The organism is Pseudomonas sp. PD9R, from assembly GCF_019200975.1.
In the GTDB taxonomy this organism is placed as follows: domain Bacteria; phylum Pseudomonadota; class Gammaproteobacteria; order Pseudomonadales; family Pseudomonadaceae; genus Aquipseudomonas.
Genome location: NZ_JAHTMR010000026.1, coordinates 20522 through 35268, shown reverse-complemented (window position 1 = coordinate 35268; position 14747 = coordinate 20522). Strand labels below are relative to the sequence as shown.

The window sequence follows — 14747 nt, the reverse complement described above, 5'->3', positions numbered from 1 at the left end:
ACATGAACGCATCGCTTACGCCTAACGAAACCACGCTGCACAAGGTCAAGCTGTTGATCGACGGCAAGTGGGTCGAGTCCAAGACCACCGAGTGGCACGACATCATCAACCCGGCAACCCAGCAAGTGCTGGCCAAAGTGCCGTTTGCCACTGCCGAAGAAGTCGACGCGGCGATCAGTGCGGCCCATCGCGCCTTCCAGACCTGGAAGCTGACGCCGATCGGCGCGCGGATGCGCATCATGCTCAAGCTCCAGGCGTTGATCCGCGAACACTCCAAACGCATCGCCGTGGTGCTCAGCAATGAGCAGGGCAAAACCATCGCTGACGCCGAAGGCGATATTTTCCGTGGCCTGGAAGTGGTCGAGCACGCCTGCTCCATCGGCACGCTGCAAATGGGCGAGTTCGCTGAAAACGTCGCAGGCGGTGTCGACACTTACACTTTGCGCCAGCCAATCGGCGTGTGCGCCGGCATCACGCCTTTCAACTTCCCGGCGATGATTCCGCTGTGGATGTTCCCGATGGCCATCGCCTGCGGCAACACCTTCGTGCTCAAGCCGTCCGAACAGGACCCGCTGTCGACCATGTTGTTGGTGGAACTGGCGATTGAGGCCGGCGTTCCGGCGGGCGTGCTTAACGTCGTACACGGCGGCAAGGACGTGGTAGACGGTCTCTGCACCCACAAAGACATCAAGGCTGTTTCGTTCGTCGGTTCGACTGCGGTGGGTACTCACGTCTACGACCTGGCTGGCAAACACGGCAAACGCGTGCAATCGATGATGGGCGCCAAGAACCACGCCGTGGTGCTGCCGGATGCCAATCGTGAACAAGCGCTCAATGCGCTGGTGGGTGCCGGTTTCGGCGCAGCCGGTCAACGTTGCATGGCGACTTCGGTGGTGGTGTTGGTCGGCGCGGCGAAGCAGTGGCTGCCTGATCTCAAGGCGCTGGCGCAGAAACTTAAAGTGAACGCCGGCAGTGAGGCGGGCACTGATGTCGGCCCGGTGATCTCGAAAAAAGCCAAGGCGCGGATTCTCGATCTGATCGAAAGCGGCATCAAGGAAGGCGCGAAGCTGGAGCTGGACGGTCGCGAGATCACGGTTCCAGGTTTCGAGCAGGGCAACTTTGTCGGCCCGACACTGTTCTCCGGTGTGACCACCGACATGCAGATCTACACCCAGGAAATCTTCGGTCCGGTGCTGGTGGTACTCGAAGTCGACACCCTCGATCAGGCCATTGCCCTGGTCAACGCCAACCCGTTCGGCAACGGCACGGGCCTGTTCACCCAGAGCGGTGCGGCGGCGCGTAAATTCCAGACTGAAATCGATGTCGGCCAGGTCGGTATCAACATCCCGATTCCAGTGCCGGTTCCGTTCTTCAGCTTCACCGGTTCCCGTGGTTCGAAACTCGGCGACCTCGGTCCGTATGGCAAGCAAGTGGTGCAGTTCTACACTCAGACCAAGACGGTCACCAGCCGTTGGTTCGATGACGACAGCGTCAACGACGGTGTGAACACCACCATCAACTTGCGCTAAGGAGCCGTACATGAAAATCGCTTTTATCGGTCTCGGTAACATGGGCGCGCCGATGGCGCGCAACCTGATCAAGGCGGGTCATGCACTGCGCCTGGTCGACCTGAACAAAACCGTGCTGGCGGAGCTTGAGCAACTGGGCGGCAGCATCAGCGCTTCGGCCCGTGAAGCGGCAGACGGCGCAGAACTGGTGATCACCATGCTGCCGGCCGCTGTGCATGTGCGCAGCGTCTGGCTCGGTGAGGACGGCGTGCTCGCCGGTATCGGCAAAGGCGTGCCGGCCGTGGATTGCAGCACCATCGATCCACAAACTGCACGTGACGTGGCCGCCGCCGCTGCCAAGCAGGGCGTGGCCATGGCCGATGCGCCCGTCTCCGGCGGTACTGGCGGTGCAGCGGCCGGGACGCTGACCTTCATGGTCGGCGCCACCGCGGAACTGTTCGCCACCCTGCAACCGGTATTGGCACAAATGGGCCGCAACATCGTCCATTGTGGTGAGGTCGGCACCGGGCAAATCGCTAAAATCTGCAACAACCTGCTGCTGGGGATTTCCATGGTCGGCGTCAGCGAAGCCATGGCGCTGGGTGACGCGCTGGGCATCGACACCAAAGTGTTGGCGGGCATTATCAACAGCTCCACCGGACGCTGCTGGAGTTCGGAGATGTATAACCCGTGGCCGGGCATCGTCGAAACGGCACCAGCCTCACGCGGTTATACCGGCGGTTTCGGTGCCGAGTTGATGCTCAAGGATTTGGGGCTGGCTACTGAGGCGGCACGCCAGGCGCACCAACCGGTGGTGCTGGGCGCGGTGGCGCAGCAGTTGTACCAGGCGATGAGTTTGCGCGGGGAGGGTGGTAGCGATTTCTCGGCGATCATCAACAGCTATCGCAAACCGCAATAAGGGGCAACCGTGAACTGTGGTGAGGGAGCTTGCTCCCGCTGGTTCGCGAAGCGGACCCAAAACCAGCGAATGCGGTGAGTCAGGTAAAACGCGGTTGCTGATTTACGACTGCTTCGCAGCCGAGCGGGAGCAAGCTCCCTCGCCACAGGGGATCCGAGTTTCGAGACAAGATATTTACCGGGAAATCACGTCGGGTGATTTCCCGGTTTTTTTGTTTTAGCGCATTAGTCGTGATGCTCTTCCGGGCCGTCATGCAGCAGATGAAAGATGTCGCGCTTCATTTTGATGAACTCCGGTTCCATCACCATATCCAGGGTTCTCGGGCGTTGCATTGGTACGTCCAGCACTTCCTTGATCCGCCCCGGGCGTGCACCCATGACGAAAATGCGGTCGCCGAGCAGGATCGCTTCGTCGATGTCGTGGGTGACAAACAGCACCGTTTTCTTGCTGTGCTCCCAGACCCGCAACAGCAGTTGTTGCATCTGCAAACGCGTCTGGCTGTCGAGGGCGCCGAACGGCTCATCCATGAGCAGGATCTGTGGATCGTTGGCCAATGCCCTGGCAATCGCGACCCGTTGCATCATGCCGCCCGACAGTTGCTTGGCGTAGTTGTCGGCGAACCTGGCGAGCCCGACTTCGTTGACGTAGTAGTCGACGATGTCCTTGCGCTCACGGGCGGGCATGCCTCGCCGTTTGAGCCCGAACTCGATGTTCTGTCGCACCGTCAGCCACGGGAACAAGGTGTAGCCCTGAAAAACCATACCGCGATCGGCACCCGGGCCATCGACTTGTTTGCCGCCGACGTAGATTTCCCCGGAGGTCGGTTCGGCCAGGCCTGCTGTCAGGTACAGCAAGCTGGATTTGCCGCAACCCGAGGGGCCGACCAGCACCGCGAACTGCTGGTCAGGCACTTCGAACGATACCTGCTCCAGCGCGGTGAAGGTTTCGCCCCCCGGGGTCTGGTAACGCAGGCTGACCTTGTCCACTTTGAGGCGCGGTGCTGCACTTGGCGCTGGGCTGACGGGGGTGACGAGTCTTGGGGATGTTGCGGTTACTGAGCCCATGCGGCCACCTTCAAGCGAAGAAGTCTGAAAAGTTGATCGGTGATCAGGCCCAAAAGGCCAATCACGGCAATCGCCAGGAAAATCACATCGACCTGGAAGCCGCGCATGGCTTTAAGGCTGAGGTAACCGAGGCCACTTGAGGCGGCGACCAGCTCGGCAACCACCAGATACGTCCAGGCCCAACCCATGGTGACCCGCAAGGTATCGAGCACGCCTGGCAGGGATGCCGGGGCGATCACATGCAGGACCGCATCGCGACGGCTCGACCCCAGTGTGTAGGACGCGTTGATCAGGTCTTTGGAGATGCCTTTGGACACGTCCGCGATCATCACCAACTGCTGGAAGAACACCCCGAAAATGATCACCGATACTCGCTGCTCCAGCCCGATACCGATCCACAGGATGAACAACGGAACGAACGAGGTAACAGGCAGGTAGCGGATGAAGTTGACCAACGGTTCGAGGAACGCCTGAACCACCCGAAAACTGCCCATCAGCAAACCGAGCGGAACCGCCACGACCGAAGAAATCACGAAGCCGACCATCACCACTTCCAGGCTGGCCCAGACGTGCTCGCCCAGCGTTCCGGCACGGCCCAGGCGCACGGCGGCCTCAAGCACCGCGCCGGGTGTCGGCAGGAACATGCCCGGGACCACGCCGCCGTAAGACAGGCCGGCCCACAGCCCGATCAGCATCACCCAGGCCAAGGCGCTGGCGCTCCAGATCACTTGACCCGGCAAGCTGGTTTTCGGGGTAAGACAACGGTTCAGCCATGAATTGCGCTTGAACATGCGACCTCCTAGAGCGGGCTGACAAAGCGGTTGTCGATCAAGTCGTCATTGCTGACGTTGTAGGGTTTGCCCTGCAATTCACTGGCGGTTTCGTTGGCCAGTTGAATCAGCGCCGCGCTGTCGCCCGGTTTACCCGGCGAGCCGAGTAGCTTTTCGCTCATGGCCTGATCGTAGAAGCGCACGCCTTTTGCCGCAGAGGCCAGCTCCTTCGGATCGGCCAGGTAACCACCCACGCCTTTGGCCATGATTTCGTAGGCTTGCTCAGGATGTTCCTGGGTGTACTTGACCGCTTTGTACAAGCCCGCCACCAATGCCTTGACGTCTTCAGGTTGCTTTTCGATGACGGAGCAGTTGAGCGCCACCACGTCGACGATCACGCCTGGCGTGCTGCTGCTGTCGATCAGCACCTTGCCCTGCTTTTTGTCGCGCACCATCGACAGGTGCGGTTCCCACGTTACGGCGGCCGGTACGCGGCCAGCGATGAACGCGGTGGCGGCATCGTCGGCTGTCATGTTCTGCACGGTGATATCGCTCATGGTCATGCCATGCTTTTTCAGCAGATAGGACAACCAGAACTGCGAGGTCGAGCCCTCGTTCACCGCCACGGCTTTGCCCTTGAGCTCCTGCAGACTCTTGACGTCCTTGCCCACCAGCACGCCGTCGCCACCATGGCTGTCATCCAGAGCGGCCACAGCCTTGAAGCAGAATTGCGGACGGTACTTGAGCACTTCGTCGATGGTCGACGCCGAGCCGGACAGTTGTCCCGAGGCCTGGCCGGCCATGTACATCGAGGCTTCTTCGACCACCGGCAACTCGACCGTAAGACCGTTCTCCTTGAAGTAACCCAGGTCCTGGGCGAGGTAGAGGGTGCCGTAACCGACCCATGTGGTGTGACCGATAGACAAGGTGCCGGCCTGGGCGCTGGTGGCGACTGTCGCGGCGATGGCAGTGATTGCCAGCGGATGGGTTAAGCGGGTGAGCAAGGACTTGATCATGGAACACTCCCGGAACGATGGTTTTTTGTTCGTATATTTCGGGGCAGTGGGCATAGCCAAAAAGCTGAGTACCGTATGGTCTCTGGCGGACCCTTTACCTCTGTGAGCGGCTTGATGTTGGCTGATGTCTCGGAGCAGGAAAACCAGTAAATATGTCGTTGCTGACGAGGAAAAAAGTGGTTTGCGGCGCGGTTGTGGAGCGTCCGTAAACAGCACCTTTCGGGTAGGGTCAAAGCCACCGCAAGATCAAAAGATCGCGGCCTGGGCGACATCCCATGTAGGAGCTGCCGAAGGCTGCGATCTTTTGATTCGGACTTTAAAAAGATCGCAGCCTGCGGCAGCTCCTACGGGGGAATGCCATTCAGCGCAGCTGGAACCACGTGGTTTTCAGTTGCGTGTACTTGTCGAATGAATGCAGCGAAAGGTCTCGGCCGAAGCCCGATTGCTTGCCGCCGCCGAAAGGTACGCAGACGTCCAGGGCATCCACCGTGTTGACCGACACAGTCCCGGCATTCAACCGCCCTGCCACGCGGTGGGCGCGGTTGAGGTTGTCAGTCCAGACCGACGCTGCCAGGCCGTAGATGTGATCGTTGGCGATCTTCACGGCCTGGTCTTCATCGTCGAAGGGAGTGATCGCCAGGACCGGGCCGAAGACTTCCTCGCGAGACAGTTGCATGTCGGGGCTGACCTCGGTGAACAGCGTCGGCTGAATGAAGTTGTTCGAGCCGTTGATCGACAGGCGATCGCCACCGGCCACCAGGCGTGCGCCGCTGGCCGTTGCAGCGTTGATGTAACCCATGATGCGATCGGCTTGTTTGGCGTCGACGATGGCGCCCATTTTGCTGGCCGGGTTCAGCGGATCGCCGGGCTGCCAGTGACGTGTTTTCTCGATCAGGCGCTCAACGAACTGGTCATGAATGGAGCGCTGCACCAGCAGTCGCGAGTTTGCCGAGCACACTTCGCCCTGATTGAAGAAAATCCCGAACGCGGCTTTTTCGGCCGCCAGGTCCAGGTCCAGGCAATCGTCGAACACCAGGTTCGGACTCTTGCCACCGCACTCCAGCCAGACTTGCTTGAGGTTTGATTGCGCCGAGTACTGCATGAAGTACTTGCCGACTTCCGTCGAACCGGTGAACGCCAGCGCGTCGATATCCGGATGCAGACCCAGTGCGCGTCCGGCCTGCTCACCGAGGCCGGTGATCACGTTGAGAACGCCTTCCGGCACACCGGCCTGCAAGGCCAGTTCGGCCAGGCGCAGTGCAGAAAAGGGCGACTGTTCGGCAGGTTTGAGGATCACGCTATTGCCCGCCGCCAGTGCGGGCGCGAGCTTCCACGCCGCCATGTCCAGGGGAAAGTTCCATGGCACCACGGCGGCGATGACGCCCAACGGCACTCGGGTGATAGTAGCCAGCACATCGCGACCGGTGGGCGCCACCTGGTCATACAGCTTGTCGAGGCTTTCCGCGTACCAGGCAAACACCTGCGCGGCGCCCGGCACATCGACCATGTAGGCGTCCATGACCGGCTTGCCCATGCTGAGCGAATCGAGCAGCGCCAGTTCCTCGCGATTGGCCAGAATCAGTTCGGCAAGACGCAGCAGAATAACTTTGCGCTCCCTGGGGGCCATCCGCGCCCAGGTGCCATTTTCGAACGCATTGCGCGCGACGGCGACGGCCAGGTCGACCTCCGCGTCGCCGCAGGCAGCGACATGGGCGAGCAGGGTGTTGGTGGCCGGATTGATCACCGCGAACGTCTTGCCGTCCTGTGCATGATGGGCACGCCCGCCGATGTTCGCCGTATCAATGAAGTGCTGTTTGTTTGCCAGGCGTTGCCAGTTGTTCAGGTCAGTCACTGCAAGCTCCAGGGGCGCCGCTGAGGGCGACATTCACGATGAGTTGCGGCGATAGTGGCTCAGGTGCAAAAGACAGGAAATGAGTAAAAATATGCTCGCTGTCGATAAAAAAACTCAGCAGCCGCGCACATCTGTGGTGCGTTGGGCGGGACCGTCGAGAGAGCTTTTTTAGTTTCAAGGGGCAGCAATTTGCTTGTTTCTTACTACGCGCCTACATCGCAGAATTGCCGGTGCGGTAGCGTAATGCTGTTCAATTAAGAGACAGGGCGAGCAGTCAAAAACCTGTGGCGAGGGAGCTTGCTCCCGCTGGGGCGCGCAGCGGCCCCCGTATCCCTAAAAAGAAGGGGACTGCTGCGCAGTCCAACGGGAGCAAGCTCCCTCGCCACAGGTACAACGTTCGTCCTTAAGTGAACAGCATTACGGTACGGTGAGGACTGTTTGCGCCCCGTTTTGAGGCATTGATCCAGCACTTTTGAGGTACTCATGGCAGCTTACAACCTGCGGCAACTCAAATATTTCATCACCACGGTCGAATGCGGCAGTGTCGCCGAGGCGTCACGCAAGCTCTACATTGCCCAGCCGTCGGTCTCCACTGCCATCAAGCACCTGGAAGAGAGTTTCGGCGTGCAGCTGTTGATCCGTCACCATGCGCAGGGGGTGTCATTGACGCCCAGTGGCGCACGTTTTTACCGCAAGGCCCGGGAGTTGTTGCAGGTTGCCCATGAGTTCGAGCAGAACGCGCTGGCCGATAACGACGTGGTCTCCGGCCAGATCGACATCGGCTGTTTTGAAACCGTTGCGCCGCTCTACTTACCGAATTTGATCGCCGGTTTCCGCGATCGCTGGCCGGGTGTGGAAATTCGCATCCGCGACGGTGAGCAACAGGAACTGGTGCAGGCCCTCACCGCCGGAAGCATCGACCTGGCGATGCTCTACGAACATGATCTGGACAGCACCATCGAGACCGCGCCGTTGATGGCGCCGCAACAACCCTATGCGTTGTTGCCGCAAGGGCATCGCTTCGCCCATCAGGCGAAAGTGTCGCTCAGTGATCTGGTCCTGGAACCCATGGTGTTGCTTGATGTGCAACCCAGCCGCACCTACTTCGTGAGCATCTTCGAAGAACGCGGGCTGACCCCGCATATTCTCTTCAGCTCACCGTCCATTGAAATGGTCAGGGGCATGGTCGGGCGCGGTTTCGGGTTTTCGATCCTGGTCACCCGCCCGCATTCCGAATACACCTACGACGGGCAGAAAGTGGTCTGCGTGCCACTGGCCGAGGAAGTCACGGGGTCCGGACTTTCCGCGGCCTGGCTGCGGCGCTCACAACTGACGAAACCTGCCCAGTTGTTTCTCGATCATTGTCGCGAAGTGCTGGCGCACAATATGGACGCCTGACGTCAACCGCGCAGTGCCAGTGCCATGCGTTCGAGCATCGCGTCGCAGGCGTCCAGTTGCTCGATGCTGACGAACTCATCGGGCTTGTGACCCTGATCCATGCTGCCCGGTCCGCAAACCACGGTGGCAATGCCGATGGCGTCGAACAGCCCGCCTTCAGTGCCAAACGCAACCGTGGTGAACTCGTCTGAACCGCAGAACTGCGCAAGCAATTGTGCCGCTTCACTGCGGGCGTCAGTGGCAAGACCCGGATAGGCCGACAGCTCGGAAAAACGGATGGCACTTCCCGCATCCACGGCGCGCATCCTGGGCAATACTTCCTGTTCGGCGTAGCGCTCAAGCTGCTCAGCCACCTTGCGCGGGTCCTGTGCGGGGAGTGCGCGGATTTCGAAATCGAAACGACAGTCGGCAGGGACGATATTGAGTGCCTTGCCACCGCTGATCACGCCGGTTTGCACCGTGGAAAAAGGTGGATCGAAACGTCGGTCATGCAGTTCAGGTGCACGTAGCTCAGAGCCAATCCGCCCCAGTTCGCTGATCAGTTGCGCGGCGTATTCGATTGCGTTCACGCCCTGCGGCGCATAAGCCGAATGACAGGCTGCCCCGTGGACGTCGCAACGCATGGCCAGTTTGCCCTTGTGACCGAGCACTGGTTTAAGTTCGGTGGGTTCGCCGATGATGCACATCAGGGGTGTATGGGTTCGCTGGTGCAGCTCGGCGAGCAGTGAGCGCACGCCCAGGCAACCGACTTCCTCGTCATAGGACAGTGCGATGTGCACCGGCATGCGCAACGGTGCCGCCAACAGTTTCGGCACAGCGGCCAGCACGCAGGCGATGTAGCCCTTCATGTCAGCGGTCCCGCGCCCATAGAGCTTGCCGTCTTTTTCGGTCAGCGCGAACGGCGCAACGGTCCAGGCCTGCCCGTCCACCGGAACCACGTCGGTGTGACCGGAGAGCACAATACCCGGACGGTCGTCCGGGCCCAGCGTGGCGAACAGATTGGCCTTGCTTCGCGTGTCGTTGAAGATCAGCTCGCAGGGCACGTCGTGCCGGTTCAGGTAATCGCGGACGAACTCGATCAACTGAAGATTCGATTCACGGCTGGTGGTGTCGAAGCCGATGAGTGAGGCCAGTAGCGCTCGGCTGCTGCTCATTCATTCATCCCCCGGCACGCCATAACTGGGCGCCTTGGTCGGGTCGAGAGCGCGCACGATGTAGTCCTGCATCTGCGGACGGTAGGCCGTCCACAACTGCGCCAGTTTGCCGATAGGGTCTTCGTCCGCCCAGTCGACACGCAGGTCGACGATTGGCCAGGTCAGATCACCCACGACCACCAGCGCGGCCGAGTGAACCGGGCCAGCCTCACCGCCAGCCGCCACGGCGGCTTGCATGGCCGCCAGCAGTCGATCGGCCAACTGGCCGCCGCTGTTTTCGAAGGTCTGGACCAGGGTTTCGATCACTGATTGATTCGACAGCATGTTGCCGGCGGCCACGCACTGGTCACCGGCAACGGCGTTGTGGGTGCCGAGGGTTTGACTGCCACTGAAATGCGCGGTCTGCCCCAGATGATCGATGGCCGTGAGCTGGCGGAATTGACTGTAGCCGTTGCTGGTTAGTGCCTTGTCCAGTGCTTCTTCGGGCGACTGCCCGTTCTCCATCTGGTCGAGAACCTGAGGGCCCAGAGCGGGGAGGGTGATGTTTTGCGTGGCAACAGCACCCACGCCCGGGCGCAGCCATGGGCAACGTGCGCCCACGGCAATGCTGGAGGAGCTGATGGCGATGCCCAGTTGCCCGGTTTCGGCGCAACGACCGACGATTGAAAACGTCATGGTGAGTTCGTCCTTTTTATTCCGGAATGACTGCGATTACATCGATTTCCATTAGCCATTGCGGTTGTCCCAGCCCGGAAATGACCAGCCCGGTGGAGATCGGGAACACGCCCTTGAGCCATTTCCCGACTTCCTGGTAAACCGGTTCGCGGTAACGCGGGTCGGTCAGATACGTCGTGGTCTTGACGATGTGGCTCAGGTCGCTGCCCGCTTCCTCAAGCAGTTGCTTGACGTTGCGCATGGCTTGTTCGGCCTGGGCTCGAGGGTCGCCAAGGCCGACGAGATTGCCTTCGAAATCGGTGCCGATCTGGCCGCGAACGTACACGGTGTTGCCGGCGCGCACGGCCTGGCAGAGGTCGTTATCCAGGTTCTGATTGGGATAAGTCTCTTTGGTGTTGAACATGCGGATGCGCGTGTGGGTTGGCTGGGTCATGCACGTTTCCTCTGATTAAAACTGCGGGCCAATGAACAGGTGTGAGCCCATGGTCTTGATGGGGTATGACGCCATTCTGTCCATGGCCCGCTGTTGGCGAAACGAGGTTTTTTGTGGTGCTTGCTTAAGTAAAAAATGGTTAGGGCCGCCTGCGTGGGGGACGACAGGCGGTTTGGTTTCAAAGGCGTTAAAGCCTGCCGTATTCCCGCGCAGTGCGGTCGACGGCGATGCGCGTTTTCTCAATCAGCTCGTCGAGTTCCAGGCGCGTCGCGACCAGTGCTGGCGCCATGATCATGCGACCCAGTGTCGAACGGATGATGAGGCCTTCCTCGAACCCGATGGTACGGCAGCGCCAGGCGATATCGTTCTCGTTGGCGAAGCGCTTGCGGGTGGCCTTGTCTTCGGCAAACTGCAACGCTGCCACCAGGCCGACACCCTGGATGTCACCCACCAGCGGGTGATTGGTAAACACTTCCCGCAGGCAGTTTTGCAGGTAGGGTCCGGTGTCGTTCCGGACCTGCGTCACCACGCCTTCATCACGCAATGCCTTCAAGTTGGCAATGGCCACGGCAGCCGCGACGGGGTGGCCGGAATAGGTGAGTCCATGGGCGAACACACCGCCCTTTTCCACCAGGGCTTCAGCCATGCGCCGGGACAGAATCAACCCGCCCATCGGGATGTAACCCGAGGTCAGGCCCTTGGCGATGGAGAGCGTGTCGGGCTCGAAGCCGAAGGTCTGGTGGGCGAACCATTCGCCGGTCCTGCCGAACCCGCCAATCACTTCGTCGGCGCACAGCAGCACGTCGTACTGACGGCAGATACGTTGAATCTCGGGCCAATAGGTTTCTGGCGGGATGATCATTCCGCCAGCGCCCTGAAACGGCTCGGCAACGAAGGCGGCGACCTTGTCGGCGCCGAGTTCGAGGATTTTTTCCTCCAGTTGACGGGCCGCCCGCAGGCCGAATTCTTCCGGGCTCAGGTCACCTTCGTGGGCGAACCAGTACGGTTCGTCGATGTGCGCCACATCAGGAATGGTGCCGCCCATTTCGTGCATGAACTTCATGCCGCCCAGCGCCGTCGCGGCGAGTGTCGAGCCGTGGTAGCCGTTCCAGCGACCGATCATGATTTTCTTTTCCGGCTTGCCCATGACCTGCCAGAACTTGCGCACCGTACGGATCAGCACCTCGTTGGCCTCGGAGCCGGAGTTGGTGTAGATCGCGTGGCTGTAGTGCCCCGGCAGCAGGCTGAAGAGCAATTCGGACAGTTCGATCACGGCCGGGTGAGTGGTGTGGAAGAACATGTTGTAGTACGGCAACTGCTCCAGTTGGGCGCTCGCGGCGGCGGCCAGGTCCTTGCGTCCATAACCCAGGTTGGTGCACCACAGGCCCGACATGCCGTCCAGATAGCGGTTGCCATCGTTATCCCACAATGCCAGGCGCTCGCCGCGAACCATGACGCGCGGGCCTTCCTCATTCAGTGATTTCTGGTCAACGAAGGCGTGAATGTGGTGGGCCGCATCGGACGCCTGATAGTCACTCGTGGTGCGGGTTGGGCTGAGTTCAGCGGACATTGTTTGTCTCCAGTGTGAGTGCGCCGGTAGCGCAATTTCGCTTGGCAGAGGCGCGCATCGGATGATGGGTGGTTCTGCGCGTGCCCGATGGCTGCCAAGGGGCTAATTAATATTTGTCACTTAAAAATATTTTTGTAAAGAAAATATTTGTCGTTGAAAATAAATCCCCATAGGCTGTGCCGAATCGACACCGCATCTCAGGAAAAAAATGACTGGACTCAGAGAGCGACAAAAGGAACAGCGCAGGCAACTGATCGCTGACGCCGCCCTGGAGCTTTTCAAGACCCATGGGTTCATCGCCACGACGCTGGAACAGATCGCCAATCAGGCCGGGGTATCTGCACCGACAGTGGTGAACTATTTCGGTGGCAAGCAGGAAATTCTGCTCGCGCTGCTCAAGGAGCCTGATCAACAAGCGATGCGTGAGGCTCGCTCGCGTCTGGATGAGAACTCGGACCCGTTGGACGCTTTGTGTGAACTTGAAGGCCTGATGACCACTTACCAGCTGCGGGCGATGCCGGCTTCGCTGTGGCGCGAGCTGGCGCCATTCCTGTTCACCGGCGATCTCGCCGAGACCTTCCAGCCCTGGAACGCTGCGGTCATCGAAGAAGCCCGGGCGCTGTTATTGCATTTTCAACGGCAGGGCGCGTTGAGGGAGTCGGTCGACATCGACGTGGCGGCCACCGTGTTCAACCAGTACGCCAACATGGCTTTTATCCGCCTGGCGACCGAGAAAACGCCCGACAGAAAAGCCCACGCCAAACACATGCGTGATGTGCTCGGCCTGATGTGCCATGGCATGTTGAAGGGCTGAATCCTCTTTTTTCCCTCCCTCATCGCCCTGATGAGGGCTCGGGCTGTTTTCCCCTCGGCAAAAAAACGCGTCGAACATCACCTGCGCGACCCTCCGTACCAGACCTAGCTTTTTCCTGCCTAGCGACGACAAAAATCATAATTTCGCTATTCCCTGTATCTGAACAGAATGCTGCGAACACCCACCCCCACAGTCGCAAGATTTACCGATGCAGGCGCGATCCCTGGTCCTGGCCTGAATCAAATTGCCTTTGAGAAGGACGCAGACATGACAGTTGGAAAAACCGAGATAGATACGCTGGTCGTTGGCGCCGGTCAGGCAGGCGTGGCCATGAGTGAGCACCTGAGCAAGCTCGGGGTGCCGCACCTCGTCCTGGAGCGCAATCGCATCGCTGAAAAGTGGCGCACGGGGCGGTGGGATTCACTGGTTGCCAATGGTCCGGCCTGGCACGATCGCTTTCCGGGTCTTGAGTTCGACGATCTCAGCCCCGACGGCTTTGCCCCGAAAGAGCGGGTAGCGGACTACTTCGAAGCCTATGCCCGGAAGTTCAACGCCCCTATTCGTACCGGCGTGGACGTGAAGAAAGTGGAGCGCAATGTCGGTCGCCCGGGCTTCACGATTACCACCTCCGAGGGCGTGATCGAGGCCAACCGCGTCGTTGCCGCCACCGGGCCTTTTCAGCGGCCGGTCATCCCGCCGATCGCCCCCGAAGATGAGACGCTCACTCAGATTCACTCCGCCGAATACCGCAATCCGCAGCAGATGCCCGAAGGTGCGATTCTGGTCGTGGGCGCGGGGTCTTCCGGGGTGCAGATTGCCGATGAACTGTTGCGTGCCGGGAGGAAGGTTTACCTCTCGGTCGGACAGCACGACCGTCCTCCACGGGCCTATCGCAACCGTGATTTCTGCTGGTGGCTGGGTGTTCTGGGTGAGTGGGATGCGGCGGCGATGAAGCCGGGCAGGGAACACGTCACCATCGCGGTCAGCGGTGCGCATGGCGGCTGTACGGTGGATTTTCGTGGGCTTGCCCATCGGGGAATGACGCTGGTTGGCCTGACCCAATCATTCAATGACGGCGTGGTGAGGTTCCAGGGGAATCTGGCGGAAAACCTTGCTCGCGGCGATGAGAACTACCTGTCGTTGCTCGATGCAGCGGATGCCTACATTGAGCGCAATGGTCTGGATTTGCCGCAAGAGCCGGAGGCCCGTAGCACGTACCCGGATCCGGAATGCGTGACCAAACCCATTCTTGAACTCGATCTGGCCGAGGCCGGCGTGACGTCGATTATCTGGGCAACCGGTTTTGCCGTTGATTACAGCTGGATGAAGGTCGACGCCTTCGACCCAAACGGCAAGCCGCAGCATCAGCGCGGGGTGTCGAGCGAGGCGGGGATCTACTTCCTGGGCCTGCCGTGGCAGTCGCGTCGTGGTTCATCGTTTATCTGGGGTGTGTGGCACGACGCCAAATACGTGGCTGACCATATCGCCACGCAGCGTACCTACCTCGACTATCGCGATGCTTCGCAACGTCGGGTAGAAGAAGGATCGAAAGAACGGGCCTGATGCCCTTTTGT

13 protein-coding genes are annotated in these 14747 nt (G+C 60.2%); 5 read left to right on the top strand and 8 right to left on the bottom strand.

Annotation, left to right across the window (positions count from 1 at the left end; genetic code table 11):
• Positions 1-2 precede the first annotated feature (2 nt).
• Positions 3-1529, top strand: a complete 1527-nt coding sequence (locus tag KUF73_RS29485; protein WP_218441472.1) for a CoA-acylating methylmalonate-semialdehyde dehydrogenase — start codon at positions 3-5, stop codon at positions 1527-1529.
• Positions 1530-1539: 10 nt separating this feature from the next.
• Positions 1540-2427, top strand: a complete 888-nt coding sequence (mmsB, locus tag KUF73_RS29480) for a 3-hydroxyisobutyrate dehydrogenase (protein ID WP_218441471.1) — start codon at positions 1540-1542, stop codon at positions 2425-2427.
• A 224-nt stretch (positions 2428-2651) separates the two neighbouring features.
• On the opposite strand, the gene KUF73_RS29475 is transcribed toward mmsB, so the two are convergent.
• The 4 genes from KUF73_RS29475 to KUF73_RS29460 form a co-directional block, all read right to left on the bottom strand.
• Positions 2652-3491 carry an ABC transporter ATP-binding protein gene (locus KUF73_RS29475; RefSeq protein WP_218441470.1) on the bottom strand — a complete coding sequence of 280 codons (840 nt, stop codon included), beginning with the start codon at positions 3489-3491 and terminating at the stop codon, positions 2652-2654.
• Complete coding sequence (locus KUF73_RS29470; protein ID WP_218441469.1) at positions 3479-4282, bottom strand: ABC transporter permease; 804 nt, start codon at positions 4280-4282, stop codon at positions 3479-3481. The genes KUF73_RS29475 and KUF73_RS29470 overlap by 13 nt, the downstream gene beginning before the upstream one ends.
• 8 nt (positions 4283-4290) lie before the next feature.
• Entirely contained in the window at positions 4291-5277 is a 987-nt protein-coding gene (locus tag KUF73_RS29465) for an ABC transporter substrate-binding protein (protein WP_218441468.1), read from the bottom strand.
• Between the two features lie 361 nt (positions 5278-5638).
• The gene (locus KUF73_RS29460) at positions 5639-7162 is read right to left on the bottom strand and encodes an aldehyde dehydrogenase (RefSeq protein ID WP_371135573.1); all 1524 of its coding nucleotides are present in this window, start codon (positions 7160-7162) and stop codon (positions 5639-5641) included.
• 450 nt (positions 7163-7612) lie between these two features.
• On the opposite strand from KUF73_RS29460, the gene KUF73_RS29455 reads away from it, so the two are divergent.
• On the top strand, positions 7613-8527 hold the full coding sequence (locus tag KUF73_RS29455) for a LysR family transcriptional regulator (RefSeq protein WP_218441466.1): 915 nt from the start codon (positions 7613-7615) through the stop codon (positions 8525-8527).
• Positions 8528-8529: 2 nt separating this feature from the next.
• Here KUF73_RS29455 and argE read toward each other — a convergent pair whose 3' ends face one another.
• The 4 genes from argE to KUF73_RS29435 all read right to left on the bottom strand — a co-directional run bounded on the left by argE (position 8530) and on the right by KUF73_RS29435 (position 12359).
• Entirely contained in the window at positions 8530-9681 is a 1152-nt protein-coding gene (gene argE, locus KUF73_RS29450; RefSeq protein ID WP_218441465.1) for an acetylornithine deacetylase, read from the bottom strand.
• The gene (locus KUF73_RS29445; protein WP_218441464.1) at positions 9682-10356 is read right to left on the bottom strand and encodes a DUF1028 domain-containing protein; all 675 of its coding nucleotides are present in this window, start codon (positions 10354-10356) and stop codon (positions 9682-9684) included.
• A gap of 16 nt (positions 10357-10372) precedes the next feature.
• Complete coding sequence (locus KUF73_RS29440) at positions 10373-10789, bottom strand: RidA family protein (protein WP_218441463.1); 417 nt, start codon at positions 10787-10789, stop codon at positions 10373-10375.
• Positions 10790-10976: 187 nt separating this feature from the next.
• A complete protein-coding gene (locus KUF73_RS29435; protein WP_218441462.1) occupies positions 10977-12359 on the bottom strand; it encodes an aspartate aminotransferase family protein in 1383 nt (460 codons plus the stop codon).
• Between the two features lie 208 nt (positions 12360-12567).
• Here KUF73_RS29435 and KUF73_RS29430 point away from each other — a divergent pair, with 208 nt between their 5' ends.
• Positions 12568-13173, top strand: a complete 606-nt coding sequence (locus tag KUF73_RS29430; protein ID WP_218441461.1) for a TetR/AcrR family transcriptional regulator — start codon at positions 12568-12570, stop codon at positions 13171-13173.
• A gap of 267 nt (positions 13174-13440) precedes the next feature.
• Positions 13441-14736, top strand: a complete 1296-nt coding sequence (locus KUF73_RS29425) for an NAD(P)/FAD-dependent oxidoreductase (protein ID WP_218441460.1) — start codon at positions 13441-13443, stop codon at positions 14734-14736.
• The last annotated feature ends 11 nt before the right edge of the window (positions 14737-14747 follow it).

Coding starts and splice junctions, on each gene's coding strand:
- KUF73_RS29485 (WP_218441472.1), top strand. CDS start 3: ATGAACGCATCGCTTACGCCTAACGAAACCACGCTGCACAAGGTCAAG.
- mmsB (WP_218441471.1), top strand. CDS start 1,540: ATGAAAATCGCTTTTATCGGTCTCGGTAACATGGGCGCGCCGATGGCG.
- KUF73_RS29475 (WP_218441470.1), bottom strand. CDS start 3,491: ATGGGCTCAGTAACCGCAACATCCCCAAGACTCGTCACCCCCGTCAGC.
- KUF73_RS29470 (WP_218441469.1), bottom strand. CDS start 4,282: ATGTTCAAGCGCAATTCATGGCTGAACCGTTGTCTTACCCCGAAAACC.
- KUF73_RS29465 (WP_218441468.1), bottom strand. CDS start 5,277: ATGATCAAGTCCTTGCTCACCCGCTTAACCCATCCGCTGGCAATCACT.
- KUF73_RS29460 (WP_371135573.1), bottom strand. CDS start 7,162: ATGTCGCCCTCAGCGGCGCCCCTGGAGCTTGCAGTGACTGACCTGAAC.
- KUF73_RS29455 (WP_218441466.1), top strand. CDS start 7,613: ATGGCAGCTTACAACCTGCGGCAACTCAAATATTTCATCACCACGGTC.
- argE (WP_218441465.1), bottom strand. CDS start 9,681: ATGAGCAGCAGCCGAGCGCTACTGGCCTCACTCATCGGCTTCGACACC.
- KUF73_RS29445 (WP_218441464.1), bottom strand. CDS start 10,356: ATGACGTTTTCAATCGTCGGTCGTTGCGCCGAAACCGGGCAACTGGGC.
- KUF73_RS29440 (WP_218441463.1), bottom strand. CDS start 10,789: ATGACCCAGCCAACCCACACGCGCATCCGCATGTTCAACACCAAAGAG.
- KUF73_RS29435 (WP_218441462.1), bottom strand. CDS start 12,359: ATGTCCGCTGAACTCAGCCCAACCCGCACCACGAGTGACTATCAGGCG.
- KUF73_RS29430 (WP_218441461.1), top strand. CDS start 12,568: ATGACTGGACTCAGAGAGCGACAAAAGGAACAGCGCAGGCAACTGATC.
- KUF73_RS29425 (WP_218441460.1), top strand. CDS start 13,441: ATGACAGTTGGAAAAACCGAGATAGATACGCTGGTCGTTGGCGCCGGT.